The following is a 17,737-nucleotide window of genomic DNA, read 5'->3' as shown; positions in this document are numbered from 1 at the left end:
CACCGCTGTCTACTGTCTACTCGCCGGCTGCGAGGCGTGCAGCGTGTGATTGCTGCTGCCGGGTGGCGAAGCGCAGGAACTCCGTCATTCTTTCCAGCGTCTGGACGTCGAACCGGCGCAGATACTCGGCGCCTTCCTCGACGATCGGCGCGAAGACCTCGCCCAGCATCGCGGAGCTCTTCTCGGTCGGCTGCACGATGACCCGACGCCGGTCCTTGGTGTCCCGTACCCGCGTCGCGTAGCCGGACCGCTCCAGGCGGTCGATGGCCGTGGTGACGCCGCCGGTGGTCAGGCCGGCCGCGGTAGCGAGCTCTCCCGGGCTGAGCGGTGAGGGCGCGAAGATCAACTCCAGGCAGCGCAGGTCCGTGCGGTTGAGCCCGAGCCGGTCGGCGACCCGTTGGTCCAGGGTGTCGGCGGACCGCTGGAACTCCTGCATGACCTGCCCGAACACCTCGATCAGGCGCTCGCGTTCGTCCGCGTCCCGATCCGGTTCCGCTGCCATCGGCGGCTCCTCTCCTCGATTCTCTTGACATTCTAGCGATTGCGCCCCTATGGTTTCTCTCAGAGTTAGTCGCTAGAAAATCTAGCGACTAGATTTCTGGGAGGAATCATGCGCACTCGCGCCGCCAGCCGCCTCGTCTTCACCCCTCAGGTCCACCACCTCACGATCACCGCCGGACCTACTCCCGACGGGAGCCCCTACGCCGCACGCTTCGAGGGACCGGCGTCCAACGTGGCGTCCGGCGCAGACGGCCGCACGGTCACCGTCACGCGCCGCGGCTCCATGCACCCCTTCGACTTCGCGCGCCGCGCGGCCTTCATCACCCTGGCCCCCGGCACCGAGTGGGACATCGAGGTCCAGGGCAACGCCACGCACATCGCCGCCGACCTGACGGGCGTGCGGCTGAACTCCCTTGCCGTCACCGGCGCGCTCGCCCGCTCGGACTTCCTCCTCCCGCCGACCGACAGGGTGGTGCCGATCCGTATCGGCAGCGGGCTGCGGTGGGTGACCTTCACCCGCCCGGCCGGCACCCGCGTCGCGCTGCGGGGCAAGCACGGGTTCACCAGCCTCTCGCTGGACGGCGAATGGGTCGGCACGTCGGCCGGCTGCGACTGGCACAGCCACGGAGGTTCCGCCGACGGCTCGGTCCCCGGCTACGAGATCACCCTCGACTCCGGCAGCAACCACCTCACCGTCAACGAGCAATGACGTACCGAATTCAGACCCACCCACAAGAAGGGCTTCCTCGCCATGCATGTCCTGATCATCGGCGCCGGTTACGGCGGCCTGACCCTCGCCCACGGTCTGCGCAAGGCCGGCGTCTCGTTCGCCGTCTACGAAAAGCACCGCAGCCGCAGCGACGGCCTCTACGGATACCGGGTCGGCATCGACCCCACCGGCAATCGCGCCCTCAAGGAGTGCCTGCCGCCCGAGCTGTTCCAGACCTTCCTGGCCACCTGCGCCCGGGCCCCGCGCTTTTTCACCGTCCTCACCGAGAAGAAGCGGCGCACAGCGGCCATCCCGCTGCGCGGCGACGCGGACGACATCAACTCCGAGCGTTCCGTGTCCCGGCAGACCCTGCGCCAGTTGCTGCTCACCGGACTGGAACAGCAGGTGCAGTACGACAAGCGGTTCACGCACTACGAGCGACGCGACGATGGCAAGGTGGTCGCGCACTTCGCAGACGGAACCTCGGCGGTCGGCGACGTGCTGGTCGCCGCCGACGGCGCGCACTCCGCAGTGCGTGCCCAGTATCTGCCGCACGCTGTCCTGCGGCCCGCAGGAATCGTCACCATCAGTGCCAAGATCCCCCTCACCCGGCAGACGCTCGACTTGCTGCCGTACGAGTCCGGACAGGGCCTGTCCCTGGTCTTCGCGCCCAAGGGCTTCATGTGCATCTGGCATGTCATGGAGTTCCGGTGGGACGAGCGCGGTGGCATCAAGGACGGCGCCGCCGGCAACGATGCCGAACTCCTGCAGGCCTGGCCTGGGTTGCTCTTCGACAACACCCGCGACTACGTCTCGTGGGGGCTGTGGGCGGCGCGGGACAAGTTCCCCGCCGACACCATGAAGAAGCGCGGTCAGGAGCTGATCGACCTGGCCCTGAGCCTCACACCGAACTGGCACCCCGACTTCCGCAAGTTGTTCGCGCTCTCCGATCCCAGCACCGCCTTCCCGCTCGACATCGCCACCTCCGAGCCGATCCCGGCCTGGCAGACCACCAACATCACGCTGCTCGGCGACGCCGTCCACACCATGACGCCAGGGCAGGGCGTCGGTGCCAACACCTCGTTGCGCGATGCGCAGCTGCTGTGCCGGCAGCTCGCGGCCGTACGGTACGGGGAGAAGGAGCTCATCCCGGCGATCTCCGACTACGAGGCCGAGATGATCCCGTACGGGTTCGCCAGGGTCGCCGACTCCCTCGCCCAGAACGGCACATCCGGCGGCGACCCGCTGCACAAGCCGGTCATCGGGCGGGCAGTGCTCGGCGCCAACCGGACCTATTTCAAGGCAGTCGACAAGATCCCCTCGCTGCGACGCAAGTTCCTGGACGACCTCTACACCTACCGCGGCGCCGAGGACCCGGCGGTCGACGACTCCACGGTGTAACGCCTGGAATGCCGGCCACGCCGGGCGTGCCTTCCGCGGTGCCGCCCACCCGATCCGCCAGAGGCTGTACCGCGCGGCAGGAAAGGGGCCAGCAGCGGCACCGCGAGGAAGGCGGCCGCGGGGTAGTAGAGGCTGTAGGCGGCGGCCTGGGAGAAGACCCGGACCTGTGCCGGGCCCCCGGCCGCCACGCCGGTGTCGGCGACCCGGCCGAAGAAGACCATTCCGATCAACCCGACTCCGGCAGCGGCGGCGAAGTAGATGGCGGCGTTGGCCAGCCCGGCCGCGCCGCCCGCGTCCCGGCCCGGCACGCCGGCCAGCACCATGCTGATCAGCGTCGGGACCACCAGTCCGAGACCGCAGCCGATCACAGTCAGACATCCGAACAGCGACCAGAAACCGAGGGCATGATGACCGATCACTTCGCTCAGCAACAACGTGCCGGATACCACCACCAGGCAACCGGCGACCTGCAGGGCACGCCCCGCCCGCGGCGCCAGCGCGACAGCGGGCACGCCCAGCACGCACAGGCCCAGGACCCAGCCGACAGTGGCGGTGCCGGTGCGCAATGCGGACCAGCCCAGTCCGGTCTGGGTGTGCCAGATGACCGGCATCTGCTGCGCCAGGATCGCCGAGTAGACGAGCAGCAGCTGCACCATGCCGGCGCAGAAGGCGCGATTGCGGAACAGCCCGACCGGCACCAGAGCGCGTTCCGGGGCGCGTCGGCGCTGTTGCCGGACGAAGACATACCCCACCGGCAGCGCGGCCACCAACGCAGCCAGCAGCCATGGCGGCCAGCCGTCGGCCCTGCCCTGCTGCAGTGGATAGACGACGAGTCCCGAAAACAGCCCCGCCAGCAGCGCACCCGGCATGTCCAGCTGCAGCGGCCGGTCGGAACGGGACTCCGGCAGCAGCAGGGCGGTGCCGGCCAGCACCAGCAGCCCGACCGGCAGGTTGATCAGGAATACCGCGCGCCAGCCGAGCCCGAGCACGTTGTCGGTGGTCAGGAACCCGCCGAGGACCGGGCCGGTGATCTGGGCGAGGTTCATCACCGTTCCGTAGGCTGCCAGCGCCGGGCCGCGCCGCTCCGCGGGGAAGAGCAGCTGCACCGCGGCGAGCACCTGCGGCACCATCAGTGCGCCGAACCCTCCCTGCACCAGACGCGCGGCGATCAGGGCGAGCGGTGAGGGTGCGAGCGCACACGCCGCAGAGGCGAGGGTGAATCCGGCGACGCCAGTCAGCAGGATCCGCCGCCGGCCGTAGATGTCCCCGAGGCGGCCACCCGGGATCAGCATCACGGCAAAAGCGAGCGCATAGGCGGCGACGAACCACTGTGCCTCGTTGTAGCCGGCATGCAGGTCACGCTGCATGGCAGGGTTCGCCACAGCTGTGATCGACAGATCCAGCGCGTCCATGAACCCGGCGAACAGCGTCACCAGCAGAGCAGACCAGGCGTGCCGCGATGCCCTGTTCATGGCGGGCGGTTTCCTTCGTAGCCGGGTCGGTGGCCCGGGGATCCGGACGGACCCCCGGGCTGGACGGAGCGCACAGCGCGCGGGCTGCTCAGATGTCGACCTCGACGCCGTACGTGCGCAGCCAGTAGTCGAAGCCGAGGGCCATCTCGATGTTGGAACGGCTGTGCCACTCATGGGCAACGCCGGAGGCGTCCTTGATGGCATCACGTGCCGCGTCCACGTCCAGGAACGGGAGCACGGGCGAGGCGGGGTCGTTCAGCACAGCGGCGAACTCCCGGTGCAGCGCCTGGGTGTAGGTGGGGTCCTGGGTGACCGGGTAGGGGCTCTTCGGCCGCTCGAGCACCGACTTGGGCAGAAGATCCTTGGTGGCCGCCCTCAGCAGGCTCTTCTCCCGTCCGTCGAAGGTCTTGAACTCCCATGGGGTGTTGTAGACGTACTCCACCAACCGGTGGTCGCAGTACGGCACCCTGGTCTCCAGGCTTGACGCCATCGCCAGCCGGTCGCCGCGGTCGAGCAGCATGGGCAGCCAGCGTGAGAGGTGTGCATAGCACAGTTCGCGCATGCGGTGCTCGCGCGGGCTCTCGCCATCCTGGTGCGGGGTCTCGGTCTGGGTCGTGCGGAACGCATCGGCGTAGTAGCCGTGCATGTCGAGCTTGTCCAGCAGTCCCTTGTCGAACAGCCCCCGTCCCTGGCCGTTGCGGCTGCCCTGCTGGCGCTTCTCCGCCGCGATCCACGGGAAGGTGTCCAGGCCCACGAGTTCTTCGTCGTGCAGCCACTTGAAGCCGCCGAAGATCTCGTCCGCTGTTTCGCCGGTGAGCGCCACGGTGGAGTGCTCGCGCGTGGCGCGCAGCATCAGGTAGAGCGAGGTGTCCATGTCGCCGAGCATGGTCGGCATGTCCTGGGCGGTGATGGCGGCCTCGCGGGCGGCCGGTTCTATCAGGTCGGCGGTGCCCAGCACGATGTCGGTGTGGTCGGCCCCGACGTGCCGCGCGAGTTCGGCGGCGTACGGGGCGTCGGGGGTGTCGCGCTGGTCGTCGGGGCGGAAGTTCTCGCTGTAGCCGACGAAGGTCGCGGTGATCGTGCGGACCGCCTCGTCACCGTTATTCTTCCGGGCGATGGCGGCCAGCGCGGTGACGGCGCTGGAGTCGATGCCGCCGGATAGCGCGGTGCACAGCGGCACGTCGGCGACGAGCTCCCGGGTGACGATCTCGTCCAGCATGGAGCGCACCGTCGTGATCGTGGTGTCCAGGTCGTCGGTGTGCGCCTTCGCCTCCAGCTTCCAGTACCGGCGCAGCGCCGACCCTTCGCGGCGATACGTCAGCGTGTGCCCGGGCAGCAGCTCGCGCAGCTCCTGGTAGACGCTCTGACCGGGGGTCTTGGCGGTGGAGAACAGCTCTCGAAGCCCGTCGGCGTCGACCGTCGGCTTCACGAGCGGGTTGGCGAAGAGTGCCTTCGGCTCCGAGGCGAAGAGCACACCTTCCGGCAGCGTCTTGTAGAAGAGCGGCTTGATGCCCATCCGGTCGCGGATCAGTACGAGTTCCTCGCGGCGCACATCCCACACCGCGAAGGCGAACATTCCCTCCAGGCGGGTGGCGCAGTCGGCTCCCCATTCGAGGTAGCTGCGCAGCACCACTTCGGTGTCGCTGCGGGTGCGGAAGCGGTGGCCGCGCGACTCCAGCTCGGTGCGGAGGGTCTTGAAGTTGTAGACCTCGCCACTGTATGTGAGGACGGCGATCGTACGGCCGTCCTCCTCGGCAGTCATCGGCTGGACACCGCCGGCCAGGTCGATGACGGAGTTACGGGTGTGGCCGAGGCCGGCGTGCGCAGCGACCCACGTGCCCCGGGCATCCGGTCCGCGCTTGCCCAGCGCGTCGGTCATGGCGTCGATGGTGGGTCGCTCCCGGTTCAGGTCGCGTCCGAAGTCCACCCAGCCTGCGATACCGCACATGCGGAAACTCCCTTGTTCAGCGTGATCAGCTAAGACCGGTGCGAACCGGTCGGCATCAGAACGGCCAGGACTCCAGCCGCCAGGCGGCGTCCACGAAGGCCCACTCGTAGCGCGCGGCCCGCTCGGCGTGGCAGGCCAACTCGCGTCTTCCGCCCGGCCCTTCGGTCGCCGAGATCTCCTCGGCGACGTCGAGGAAGTCCTCGAGCATTCCCCGGTAGAACTCGCCCGGGTGCGCCTGCTCGACCTCCTTCGCGTAGCGCGAGAACGGGTCGTACCGCACTACCAGATCGTCAGTGACCAGCATGTAGAGCCATGCCGACGGCAGCAGCGCGCCCACACCGGCAGCCAGCGAGGTCGCTGATGCGGCAGTCAGGAAGCTCGTATAGGCCAGCGTCGCCGGGGCGACCGGGGGCAGGTCCGGTTCCGGCGGCAGTTGCAGACCGAGGCGCGCGGCGGTCTTGTGAAAGGCCTCCAGCCGTACGCCGCAGTCCTCCAGCGAGCCGGTCGCCATCCGGCTGAGGACCTCCGCCTGGCGGGCGGTACGGGCCAGGGCGGCGCAGCGAGCATTCGCACGGCCGTAGCCCGGCAGTAGATGGCACGAGTCCTGCAGCGTGAAGTGCACCAGAGCAGCGCCTGGCAGGCTGCCATCGCGAAGGCCCCGGTAGTAGGGGTGCTCGCAGATGCGGCGGGCCGTCTCGTCGATCATCTCGCCGAGCTCGTCCCGCAGAGCGGTACCGGCCGGTCCGGCCGCGATCGGGATCGCCATACGGGCGAGCGTCACCCGGGCGGCTTGAGCACGGCTCGGGGGCGGATAGGGCCCGTGCCACGCCTGCCCCAGGGGGAAGACCGGTTCGGAGCTGGGCCGGGGCCGCTCAAGGTGCCCTCAAGCGCTGCGCGTCCCGCTGTGTCCACGCTCGGTCCGTCCACCCATCCGGTGAGAGATTGGGGCGAGAATGCGGGTGCTGTTCACCACCTGGGCATGGCCATCCCATCTGTACGCGCTGGTGCCGTTGGCGTGGGCATGCCGCTCCGCCGGGCACGAGGTCCTGGTGGCGAGCCAGCCGCGACTGCTTGAAGACACGGTCCGTACTGGCCTGCCCGCCGCCACCATTGGGGAAGACGTTGACGCCGTCGAGCTGGTGCGCGGCTACGTGCTGCCGACCGCCTCGGACACCCCGACCGCGCAGTCGGCACCGGCACCTGCGAGCGGCGCAGGCAAAGGTCCCCGCGCCATGCGGATGTTCCTGGCCCATGCGGAGTCGATGACAGGCGGCCTGGTCCGGCTGGCCCGTGAGTGGCGCCCCGATGCTGTGGTCTTCGAGCCGACGGCGTTCGCCGGCCCGATCGCTGCCGCGGCGCTGGGCGTCCCCGCCGTGCGGCTGCTGTACGGCACCGATCTGATGCTGCGCGCCCGCGGGCTGTTGCCGGATGTACTCGCCCCGCTCGCGGGCGAATTCGGTGCCGCGGGGTTCGACCCGTTCGGGACGGTCACCGTGGATCCCACTCCGGCGGGCCTCCAAGTCCATGCCGACTACAGTCGTTTGCCCATGCGGTACGTCCCGTTCAATGGGCCGGGGGAGCTGCCGCCGGCACTGCCGAAGCGGGACGGTCGGCCGCGGATCTGCGTCACCTGGGGCCACACGATGGCCAAGCTCGACCCGTCTTACTTCCTGGCCGGAAGGATGGCGCGGGCGGCCGCTAAGACCGGCGCCGAGGTGATGGTCGCCGTCTCCGCCGAACAGCGGCAACTTCTCGGTGAACTCCCGGAGGAGGTAAGGGTGTTTGTCGACGCGCCGCTCGATCCGCTGCTGCGTCAGTGTGATGCGGTCATCTCACACGGCGGTGCCGGCAGCGTGCTCACCGCGTTGCGCAACGGACTGCCGCTGCTGCTCGTACCGCAGCTGCCGGACCACGCGGGACACGCCGGCCGGGTCCTGGCGGCTGGGGCAGGTGAGGTCCTCACCCGGGACGAGGCCACACCGGGACGTGTGGGCGAGGAGATCACCCGATTGCTTGCGGACTGCCCGGAGCGCACGGCGGCCCGGGCGCTGCAGGCCGAGATCGCCGCCCAGCCCGCTCCCTGCGAGGTGGCCTCGCAAGTCGAGCGGCTGGTCGGGAAGTTGGCCGTCGGCGCTGCCTGAGCGTGGCTCCAGCAACGGTTGAGGCGAGCGCCTCACGATCCCCACCCGTAGCCAGGAACAGGAAGAGGTCCCACGGATGAGCACTCCCGACGCGCCTGTGGCGTTCCCGTTCGGCACCCCGCGGGGACTGGACGAGGAGCCGGAGTACGAGCGGCTGCGCGCGAGCGAGGGGCTTTGCCCGGTGCGGTTGCCGTACGGTGCGCCCGCCCGGCTGGTGGTGCGTCACCGCGATGTCAAGGCCGTGCTCGGCGACCGCCGCTTCAGCCGGATCGAGTCCGTGGGCCCGGACGAGCCACGGCTGCTGCCGATCGTCCAGCGCGCCAACATGCTGATCTCCTCGGATGGTCCGGAACATGACCGACTGCGACGGCTGCTCGCCGCCGCTTTCACGGTGCGCGGTGTGGAAAGGCTCCGGCCGCGCGCACAGGAGATCGTCCGCGATCTGCTGGACGGCCTGGAGAAGCACGGCTCCCCGGCCGACCTGATGGAGCTGTTCGCACTCCCGGTTCCGGTCCTGATGATCTGCGAGCTGCTCGGCGTGCCCGGACCCGACCGCGCACGCTTCCGGGAGCTCGCCGAATTGTTCCTCGCCGCCAAGCTGCATCAGCTGACCGCCGAACAGATCCAGTCGGCGGGCCGGGAGTTGCGCGACTACCTTGCCGGGCTCGTCGCCCGTCGGCACACCGACCCCGGCGGCGACCTGCTCAGCTCACTGGTGGCCGAAGGTGATCTGTCGGACGAGGAACTGGTCGGCATCGCGGTCACCATCCTGATCGCCGGCCACGAGGTGCTCGCCGATCAGCTCGCCAACTTCACCTACTTCCTGCTCACCCACCCCGCCCACCATCGCGCGCTGCTCGACGATCCGGCACTGGTCCCCACCGCGATCGAGGAGCTGCTCCGCCACACGCCGCTCGGAGTGAGCACCGGGTCCCCCCGCAAGGCCACCGAGGACGTCGAGTTGGGCGGCACCCTGGTCCGCGCGGGGGAGTACGTTCTGCCGGTGATGTCGGCGGCCAACCGGGACATGACCGTCTTCGGGGGCCGGCCCGAACCCGACTTCTCTCGTGCCGACAACCCTCATCTGGCTTTCGGCCACGGGGTGCACCGGTGCCTCGGCTCGGCGCTGGCCCGGCTGGAGCTACAGGTAGCGATGGAGTCGCTGCTGCGCCGTCTGCCCCGGCTGCGCCTCGCGGTGCCGGCCGAGGAGATCGCCTGGTGTGAGGGCGGCTTGGTCCGCGGCCCGCTCACACTGCCCGTGGCCTGGTGACCGTACCGATCCGCGCGATGTGAACCAGACCAATACCAACCAGCACTGACACACAAGGGAGACCTCCATGGACCTGGGGCTGAAGGGCAAGCGGGCGGTCGTCACCGGCGCCAGCCGGGGCATCGGACTCGCAATCACGCAGGCGCTCGCCGCCGAGGGCGTCGAGGTGTTCGGCGGTGCCCGGACCATCAGTGCAGAGCTGCGCGATGCGGCCGCGCACACGGCCGAGGTTGACCTGGCCACCAAGGAAGGCCCAGTACGGCTGGTCGAGCAGGCCGTCAAGACGTTCGGCGGTCTCGACATCCTCGTCAACAACGTGGGCGGGCGCACCGTCCACGCCACCGGCTTCCTCGACCTGGACGAGGACGGTTGGAGCAAAGGCTTCGACCTCAACTTCTTCAGCGCTGTCCGCTCCATCCGCACCGCCCTGCCCAGCCTGCTGGAGAGCAAGGGCGCGATCGTCAACATCGGGTCGGTCAATGGCCGTCTGCCTGCCCCGCGGCTCACGGAGTACTCCGCTGCCAAGGCCGCACTCACCAATCTCACCAAGTCGCTGTCCGAGGAGTTCGGCCCGCGCGGGCTGCGGGTCAACACCGTCTCGCCCGGTCCGGTGCTCACCGACACCTGGAACAACCCGCAGCGGGCCAAGCAGATGGGCATGAGCATCGAGGAGCTGATCGCCGCCGTCCCCAAGTGGCTCGGGCTCACCACGGGGAAGATCATTGGGCCTGACGAGGTCGCCGCGATCGTCGTGCTGCTCGCCTCGGACCGGTTGCCCGGCGCGACCGGAACGGAGTGGCTGCTCGACGCCGGCATGCTCAAGTCGGTCTGATCCGGTGGCAGGTGGGAGCCAGGCAGGAAGCGGAGTGAGCGTGTCGACCTCCGGCCGCGAGCGGACGCTCGCCGAGTACGAGCGCCTGCTGACCTACTACCTGATCGAGGGACGGCGTGCCCGAGCATCGAGCACCGCTCGAGCACCGCTCGAGCACCGCTCAAGTCCGGCTCGACACCCCGCCCCGATCATGACCTTGTGATGGGAGAAGTCATGGGAGACACCCTGCGGGAGCAGGACGGACCTGCCGCTGCCCTCCCGCACCACGCAGTCGTCGGGCTCGGCGCCGGCCCGGCCAATCTGAGCCTCGCCGCGCTTGGCGGGGACCATGTGCCGGGCGGCATCGTGCTCTTCGAACGCCGCGAGGGCCCTGCATGGCACCCGGGCCTGCTGCGTACCGGCACCCAGCTGCAGACTTCCTGGATCAAGGACCTGGTCTCGCTCGCCGATCCGTGCAATCGGTTTTCGTTCCTCAACTACCTGGTGAGCACCGGCAGGATATACGCCTTCCTCCATGCGCAGTACGAGTCCATCCCTCGCCTCGAGTTCGCCCGCTATCTGGGCTGGGCCGCCAAGGAGTTGGGTACGGTCCGCTACGGCTCCTGTATCCGTGCCGTGGACTTCGCCGGGGGGCGGTTCGTGCTCTCCGGCTCGGACGGGTCCCCCGTGGCCACCGCCGACCATGTCGTCTTCGGCCTCGGCACCCGGCCCGACCTCCCGCCCTGCTTCGCGGGCCGGCAGATCGCCGGCGTCGTCCAGGCCGAGAACCTCGACCAGTACCTGTCGACGGTCCCCAGCCTGCCGTACGAGCAGGTGATCGTGGTCGGCGGCGGCCAGACTGGCGCCGAGGCCGTGCTGGGCCTGCTGCAGCGGGGATTCCGGGACATCCGGTGGATAGGGCGGCGCCAGTGGTTCGCGCCGATGGACGAGTCGCCGTCGGCCAACGACTTCTACCGTCCCACCTATCTGCGGTTCTTCCAGGGGCTGCCGCAGGCGGTGCGCGAGCGCTACGTCGCCGAGCAGACGCTCACCAGCGACGGCATCTCCATGGCCACGCTGCAACAGCTCTACCAGGTCAACTACGAGGCCTATCTCCGCGACGGGCGCTCCCCGGTGATGATGCTCCCCGGCCGCAATGTGGTCCGGGCGGCCGAGCGGGACGGCGCGGTGGCCCTGTGGTGCGAGCGAGACTGGGGCGGGCAGGAGCGCCATGCCGCTCGTCATGTCGTCATGGCGACCGGCCGGCGGGCCGCTCCGCTTCCGCTCTCGGACCGGCTGCTCTCCATGATGGAGACCGATGCGGCGTCCGGCGAACCGGCCGTCGAGTCCGACTACTCGGTGCGCTGGAAGCACTCCGAGACCCACCGGATGTATGTCCAGAATCGCAGCCGTCTCGGGCACGGCCTTGCCGACCCCAACCTCTCTCTGCTCGCCGTGCGGTCCGCGATCATCGTCAACTCCCTCCTGGAAAGAAGGGTTTTCGATATCAAGGACGAGCAGATGAACACGGTCTGGGCATGACAGCCTGTTGTGGCGCACGCCACACGCGGCGATGAATGAGGGGAATTATCTGACATGAGTGCCAAACCATTCCATGTGATTGTCATCGGGGGCGGTACCGGTGGCATGGCCCTGGCCCACGGCCTGAAGCGGGCCGGCATCAGTGTGTCGGTCTACGAGCGGGACCGCACCCGGACCAGCGGACTGCACGGGTACCGCGTCGGCATCGACCCGGACGGCAGCCGTGCGCTGAAGAAGCTGTTGCCGCCCGACCTGTACGACACCTTCGTGGCGACCTGCGCCCGCCCGCCGAAGTACTTCATCATGCTCACCGAGAAGCTGAAGCCGAACATCGAGCTCCCGCTGCGCCTGCCGGAGCAGGGCGATGACGTGAACAACGAGAAGTCCGTCAGCCGTATGACGCTACGTCAGGTCCTTTTCACGGGGATGGAGGACGTCGTCCACTTCGACAAGACCTTCACCCGCTACGAGCAGAGCCCGGACGGCCGGGTGACCGCCTTCTTCGCGGACGGCACGGAGGCCACCTGTGACCTGCTCGTAGCGGCGGACGGTGCCAACTCCCGGGTACGGGGGCAGTACCTGCCGCAGGCGACTGTCGAAGACGCCAAGATCATTTCGATCACGGCGAAGGTGCCGATCACGCCCGAGTCGAGGCAACTGCTGCCCGAGCACGTCTTCAACGGCATCGGCCTGGTCATGGGCCCCAAGGGCGGCACCTGCATCCTGCACACCATGGAGTTCCCGTGGCGCGACGACGGCAGCCCCAAGCCGGGCATCGGCGACAACGACGCCGAGCTGATCACGCAGTGGCCAGGATTGCTGTTCGACAACACCCGCGACTACATCAACTGGGGATTCTGGGCCTCCAGTGACAAGTTCCCGTCCGATGTGATGAAGCGGCGCGGCGAGGAACTGATCCAGCTGGCCCTGGAGATGACCCCGACCTGGAGCCCTGAACTGCGCAAGCTCTTCAGCATGGGCGACCCCTCCACCTGCTTCCCGATCAGCATCCGCACCTCGGTGCCGATCCCGCAGTGGGAGACCAGCAACATCACCCTCCTCGGCGACGCCATCCACACCATGACCCCCGGGCAGGGCGTGGGCGCCAACACCGCACTGCGCGACGCCGCACTGATCACCAAGAATCTGATCGCGTACCGCGACGGGAAGAAGACTCTCATCGAGGCCGTCCGCGACTACGAGTCCAAGATGATCAAGTACGGCTTCGATGCGGTGATCGAGTCCAAGAAGCAGACCAGCGGCGACCAGCCCGTCCACAAGCCGTATATCGGACGGCTGGCCCTTGCGGGAATGCGCGGATTCCTGTGGACGGCGGCGCGCGTGCCGGCGATGAAACGGAAGATGGCCGAGGACATCTACGTCTACCGCGGTGGCGACCGGGACGACGAATGAGGTTACTCAGAGCCTCCGCGGGCCCTGCTGCCGGAGGCCCGAAGCGCACCAGCGATCAGTGAGGAACGAGCAATGGATTTGGGCCTGAAGGACAAGCGGGTACTGGTGACCGGAGCCACCCGGGGCATCGGCAAGGCCACGGCGCGGGCGTTCGCCGAGGAAGGCGCGTTGGTCTCCATCACGTACCACTCCGCGCGGGACGAGGCAAACGACGTCGTAGGCGAACTCGGCGGTGAGCAGCGGGCACACGCCGTCCCCCTCGACCTGGCGGACCCCGCCTCCGTGGAAGCCGGGGTCGCGGCCGTCGAGGAGCGGTGGGGTGGGATCGACGTGGTCGTCGCCAATGCCCAGACGTTCACCTGGGTCGACCCGGACAAGCTGCCGCCGTTCGAGAGCCTCCCGCTCGACGAATGGTTCCCCCAGTTGAGGGCGAACATCGAGGGGCACATGCTCACCGTCCGGCACGCGCTGGGCGGCATGCGCAGACGGGGCTGGGGACGGGTGGTGCTGCTGTCATCCGTCACTGCGGGGCATGGCAGCCCCGGCTCGGAGATCTACAGCGCTGCGAAGTCCGCACTGCACGGCTTCGCCCGTGGCCTGATGTGGACACGGGACGGTGTGCTGGCCAATGTGGTGGCCCCGGGCGGCACGCTCACCGAAAGCTTGCAGAACGTCGACCCGGCATACATCGAGCAAGCCGCACAGGAAACCCCGAGCGGTCGCTTGAGCACCCCCGAGGACGTGGCCCGGCTCATCGTCTTCCTGTGCTCCGAGGCGAACGGCAACGTCAACGGCGAGGTCATCCACACCGCCGGCGGGCGGTAGCCACTCCTGCGCGCTATCACCCGAAGAGGCCGAGGCCGACCGCCGGCGGGAGTGCTGCGGAGGCTTGTCTTCCTTGAGCGATCCTCGACACACCGGGGTGACGCTGCACGCATGACTCAGCGCACGGAACAGGTCAAGGACAACCCCGCCTTCCGGGTGATCCTGCGCATGGAGATCCGCCCGGAGGCGGTGGACGGCTTCGAACGCACCTGGCTCGAAGTGGGAGAGCTGATCGCCAAGGAACCGGCCAACCTCGGCCAGGTCCTGGTGCGCGGTGTCGAGGAGCGGAACGTCTACTACGTGATCACCGACTGGACGGACGAGCCGAGCTTCCGCCGGTTTGAACGCAGTGAGCTGCACGTGCAGCACCGGCGCCGCCTGGCGCCTTACCGCACCGGCGGCGAGATGGCCGTGACAGAGGTGGTGTACGACCTGCGCGGCGCCCGCGCCTCCGCCGCCTGACCCCGCACGTACCCCCAAGGAGTGGCATGGACGCGACGCAGCAGCACCATCCCGCCGCACGAAGGCGCTCGGACCACCTCGCCTTCATCGGCCTCGGCAACATGGGCGGGGGCATGGCCCACCGCCTCCTCGGCGCCGGATTCGCCCTCACCGTCCACAACCGCACCCCGCACAAGGCCGAACCGCTGGTGCAGCAGGGCGCCACCTTCGCTCCCGACCCGGCCGAGGCGGCCAGCGGCAGTCGTGTCGTCCTGCTCAGCCTCAGCGACGAGACCGTCGTCGAGAAGATCCTCTTCGACCAGGTGGCCCCGGCACTCGAACCCGGCAGTCTGGTGATCGACACCTCCACCGTCTCACCCGACTACGCCCGTACGGCCGCCGGGCGCCTGGCCGCACTCGGCCTGCGGCGGGTGGAGGCGTGCGTCGTCGGAAACCCGCTCCAGGCCCGCAAGGGGGAGCTGCGCATCTACACCGCCGGCGCCGAGGCCGACGCGGACGAGGTGAGGGACGTACTCGACGCGATCGGCAGCGAGATCGTCCACCTCGGTGCGCCCGGCACCGCGACCACCGTCAAGCTCATCTTCAACCTGCTGCTCGGCGCTCAAGTCGCCTCGCTCGCCGAGGCCGTCGAGTACGGCGTACGCGCGGGCATCGACCGCGACCAGCTGCTCGGCTCCATCGCCGCAAGCGGATTCAGCTCCGTGGTGATGCGCTTCCGCGCCGAACTGATGCGCTCCGAGCGCTATGAACCCGCCTTCTTCCGCGCCTCCTTGATGGAGAAGGACCTGCGCCTCGCCATCGAGGCGGCCGCACGCTCCGGCGTCGGACTGCCCGTCCTCGAAAGCGTGCGGGACCGGTTCGTCTCCGTCGTCGAGGCGGGAGACGGCGACAAGGACGCCTCGGTCATCGCCGAACACGCCGCGCACTGACAGGACCGCGCACTGACAGGACCGTCTGCTCGCATCGTCGCACCCTGGAGGAACTGTGTCCCGCCGTCTGTTCACCTCGGAGTCCGTCACCGAAGGACACCCCGACAAGATCGCCGACCGGATCAGCGACACGATCCTGGACGCCCTGCTGCGAGAGGATCCCACCTCCCGGGTCGCGGTCGAGACACTGATCACCACCGGCCAGGTCCACATCGCCGGAGAAGTCACCACGACCGCCTACGCCGACATCGCCACCCTCGTCAGGGAGGCCGTGCTCGACATCGGATACGACTCGTCCGCCAAAGGCTTCGACGGCGCCTCCTGTGGGGTGTCTGTCTCCATCGGCTCGCAGTCGCCGGACATCGCGCAGGGCGTGGACAGCGCCTACGAGACACGGGTCGAGAGTGCCGCCCGGGACGACAACGGCGACGAGCTGGACCAGCAGGGCGCCGGCGACCAGGGCCTGATGTTCGGCTACGCATGCGACGACACCCCCGAGCTGATGCCGCTGCCGATCGCCCTCGCACACCGCCTGTCGCGTCGGCTGGCCCAGGTCCGCAAGGACGGCACCGTTCCGTACCTGCGCCCGGACGGCAAGACGCAGGTCACGATCGAGTACGACGGCGACAAGGCGGTGCGCCTGGACACCGTGGTGGTCTCCTCGCAGCACGCCGCGGACATCGACCTGGACTCGATGCTGGCGCCCGACATCCGCGAGTTCGTGGTCGAGCCTGAACGTGCCGGGCTCGGGATCGACACCGACGGCTACCGGCTGCTGGTCAACCCCACCGGCCGCTTCGAGGTCGGCGGCCCGATGGGCGATGCCGGCCTGACCGGACGCAAGATCATCGTCGACACCTACGGCGGCATGGCCCGCCACGGTGGCGGCGCCTTCTCCGGCAAGGACCCGTCCAAGGTGGACCGTTCGGCCGCGTACGCGATGCGGTGGGTGGCCAAGAACGTGGTCGCCGCCGGTCTCGCCGCGCGGTGCGAAGTGCAGGTGGCGTACGCGATCGGCAAGGCCGAACCGGTGGGTCTGTTCGTGGAGACCTTCGGCACCGAGACCGTGCCCGTCGAGCGCATCCAGGACGCCGTCACCCAGGTCTTCGACCTGCGCCCCGCCGCCATCATCCGCGACCTGGAGCTGCTGCGGCCGGTCTACGCCCAGACCGCCGCCTATGGCCACTTCGGCCGCGAACTGCCCGACTTCACGTGGGAGCGCACCGACCGGGTGGAGGCCCTGCGTATCAAGGTCGGAGACTGACATGCGTATCGCTGTCACGGGTTCGATCGCCACCGATCACCTGATGTTCTTTCCCGGCCGGTTCTCCGAGCAGCTGCTCGCCGACCAGCTGGACAGGGTGTCGCTCTCCTTCCTCGCCGACCGGCTCGAAGTGCGGCGCGGCGGAGTGGCGGCGAACATCGCCTTCGGACTCGGCCGCCTCGGGCAGCGTCCGGTGCTGGTCGGCGCGGCCGGCGTGGATTTCACCGAATACGAACGCTGGTTGAGCGGCAACGGAGTGGACACCGCATCGGTGTACATCAGCCGTGACCATCACACCGCACGGTTCGTGTGCACCACGGACGCCGACCAGAACCAGATCGCCACTTTCTACGCGGGCGCGATGAGCGAGGCGCGGCAGATCGCGCTCGCCCCCGTCGCCGAGCGCGTCGGCGGCCTCGATCTCGTCGTGGTCTCGCCCAACGACCCCGATGCGATGCTCCGGCACACCGACGAAGCCCGTGAGCTGGGCATCCCGTTCGCGGCCGACCCCTCACAGCAACTCGCGCGTCTCGACGGGGAGCAGGTGCGGCGACTCGTCGACGGCGCCCGGTTCCTGTTCACCAACGAGTACGAATCGGCGCTGCTGCAGGAGCGCACCGGCTGGACGGCCCAGCAGGTGCTGGCACGCGTGGGGAGTTGGGTGACCACGCGGGGCGCCGACGGCGTCACCATTGAACGGGACGGCGAGCCGTCGGTCACCGTGCCCGCGGTGCCGACGGTGAAGGCCGAAGACCCGACCGGTGTCGGTGACGCCTTCCGGGCCGGCTTCCTGGCGGGGATCGCGTGGTCGTGGACGGCAGAACGCGCCGCGCAGCTCGGGTGCGCCCTGGCCACGGTCGTGCTCGAATCGATCGGCACCCAGGAATACCGGCTTTCCGCGGCCGACTTGGTGGCGAGGATTGACGAGACTCACGGTGGTCTCGTCGCCCGGGAGATCGAACCGCACCTGGCGGGCGTGTCATGACCGCCTCCGCCGTCCAGCAATCCCGAGCCGCTGCCTTGCGTGAGGCGCTGTCCACGCGTGTGGT

Annotated in this window: 17 protein-coding genes; 13 read left to right on the top strand and 4 right to left on the bottom strand. The window is 69.0% G+C overall.

What is annotated here, in order from left to right:
- Positions 1–16 precede the first annotated feature (16 nt).
- Positions 17–502, bottom strand: a complete 486-nt coding sequence (locus tag NGB36_RS27760) for a MarR family winged helix-turn-helix transcriptional regulator (protein ID WP_255923293.1) — start codon at positions 500–502, stop codon at positions 17–19.
- A gap of 108 nt (positions 503–610) precedes the next feature.
- Here NGB36_RS27760 and NGB36_RS27755 point away from each other — a divergent pair, with 108 nt between their 5' ends.
- Together NGB36_RS27755 and NGB36_RS27750 are read left to right on the top strand one after the other, a co-directional pair.
- Positions 611–1,210 carry a hypothetical protein gene (locus tag NGB36_RS27755; RefSeq protein ID WP_255923292.1) on the top strand — a complete coding sequence of 200 codons (600 nt, stop codon included), beginning with the start codon at positions 611–613 and terminating at the stop codon, positions 1,208–1,210.
- A 42-nt stretch (positions 1,211–1,252) separates the two neighbouring features.
- Positions 1,253–2,611 (top strand): FAD-dependent oxidoreductase, encoded by a 1,359-nt coding sequence (locus tag NGB36_RS27750; protein ID WP_255923291.1) that lies wholly within the window; start codon positions 1,253–1,255, stop codon positions 2,609–2,611.
- Here the strand turns inward: NGB36_RS27750 and NGB36_RS27745 are convergent.
- The 3 genes from NGB36_RS27745 to NGB36_RS27735 all read right to left on the bottom strand — a co-directional run bounded on the left by NGB36_RS27745 (position 2,566) and on the right by NGB36_RS27735 (position 6,797).
- Positions 2,566–4,083 carry an MFS transporter gene (locus NGB36_RS27745; RefSeq protein ID WP_255923290.1) on the bottom strand — a complete coding sequence of 506 codons (1,518 nt, stop codon included), beginning with the start codon at positions 4,081–4,083 and terminating at the stop codon, positions 2,566–2,568. The genes NGB36_RS27750 and NGB36_RS27745 overlap by 46 nt on opposite strands.
- An 88-nt stretch (positions 4,084–4,171) precedes the next feature.
- The gene (asnB, locus tag NGB36_RS27740) at positions 4,172–6,031 is read right to left on the bottom strand and encodes an asparagine synthase (glutamine-hydrolyzing) (RefSeq protein ID WP_255923289.1); all 1,860 of its coding nucleotides are present in this window, start codon (positions 6,029–6,031) and stop codon (positions 4,172–4,174) included.
- 55 nt (positions 6,032–6,086) lie between these two features.
- Positions 6,087–6,797, bottom strand: coding sequence for a TenA family protein (locus tag NGB36_RS27735; protein ID WP_255923288.1), 711 nt, complete (start codon positions 6,795–6,797; stop codon positions 6,087–6,089).
- A gap of 187 nt (positions 6,798–6,984) precedes the next feature.
- Here NGB36_RS27735 and NGB36_RS27730 point away from each other — a divergent pair, with 187 nt between their 5' ends.
- From NGB36_RS27730 to NGB36_RS27680, 11 genes are all read left to right on the top strand, one after another.
- Complete coding sequence (locus tag NGB36_RS27730) at positions 6,985–8,172, top strand: nucleotide disphospho-sugar-binding domain-containing protein (RefSeq protein WP_255923287.1); 1,188 nt, start codon at positions 6,985–6,987, stop codon at positions 8,170–8,172.
- 76 nt (positions 8,173–8,248) lie between these two features.
- Complete coding sequence (locus tag NGB36_RS27725; protein WP_255923286.1) at positions 8,249–9,442, top strand: cytochrome P450; 1,194 nt, start codon at positions 8,249–8,251, stop codon at positions 9,440–9,442.
- Between the two features lie 67 nt (positions 9,443–9,509).
- Positions 9,510–10,274, top strand: coding sequence for an SDR family NAD(P)-dependent oxidoreductase (locus tag NGB36_RS27720; protein WP_255923285.1), 765 nt, complete (start codon positions 9,510–9,512; stop codon positions 10,272–10,274).
- A gap of 34 nt (positions 10,275–10,308) precedes the next feature.
- Positions 10,309–10,476, top strand: a complete 168-nt coding sequence (locus NGB36_RS27715) for a hypothetical protein (RefSeq protein ID WP_255923284.1) — start codon at positions 10,309–10,311, stop codon at positions 10,474–10,476.
- A gap of 11 nt (positions 10,477–10,487) precedes the next feature.
- Positions 10,488–11,795 (top strand): lysine N(6)-hydroxylase/L-ornithine N(5)-oxygenase family protein, encoded by a 1,308-nt coding sequence (locus tag NGB36_RS27710; protein WP_255923283.1) that lies wholly within the window; start codon positions 10,488–10,490, stop codon positions 11,793–11,795.
- Positions 11,796–11,849: 54 nt separating this feature from the next.
- Positions 11,850–13,208: an FAD-dependent oxidoreductase gene (locus NGB36_RS27705; RefSeq protein WP_255923282.1), complete on the top strand. Its 1,359-nt coding sequence runs from the start codon at positions 11,850–11,852 to the stop codon at positions 13,206–13,208.
- Between the two features lie 72 nt (positions 13,209–13,280).
- The gene (locus NGB36_RS27700) at positions 13,281–14,033 is read left to right on the top strand and encodes an SDR family NAD(P)-dependent oxidoreductase (protein WP_255923281.1); all 753 of its coding nucleotides are present in this window, start codon (positions 13,281–13,283) and stop codon (positions 14,031–14,033) included.
- Between the two features lie 111 nt (positions 14,034–14,144).
- Positions 14,145–14,495, top strand: a complete 351-nt coding sequence (locus NGB36_RS27695; protein ID WP_255923279.1) for an antibiotic biosynthesis monooxygenase family protein — start codon at positions 14,145–14,147, stop codon at positions 14,493–14,495.
- Between the two features lie 26 nt (positions 14,496–14,521).
- Positions 14,522–15,424, top strand: a complete 903-nt coding sequence (locus tag NGB36_RS27690) for an NAD(P)-dependent oxidoreductase (RefSeq protein ID WP_255923278.1) — start codon at positions 14,522–14,524, stop codon at positions 15,422–15,424.
- 55 nt (positions 15,425–15,479) lie between these two features.
- A complete protein-coding gene (gene metK, locus NGB36_RS27685) occupies positions 15,480–16,688 on the top strand; it encodes a methionine adenosyltransferase (protein ID WP_255923277.1) in 1,209 nt (402 codons plus the stop codon).
- Between the two features lies 1 nt (position 16,689).
- Positions 16,690–17,673, top strand: a complete 984-nt coding sequence (locus NGB36_RS27680) for a carbohydrate kinase family protein (protein ID WP_255923276.1) — start codon at positions 16,690–16,692, stop codon at positions 17,671–17,673.
- The last annotated feature ends 64 nt before the right edge of the window (positions 17,674–17,737 follow it).

This window comes from Streptomyces humicola (genome assembly GCF_024436035.1).
Taxonomy (GTDB): domain Bacteria; phylum Actinomycetota; class Actinomycetes; order Streptomycetales; family Streptomycetaceae; genus Streptantibioticus_B; species Streptantibioticus_B humicola.
Note: the sequence above shows the minus strand (reverse complement) of the source record. Positions and strands in the feature narration are given on the sequence as shown.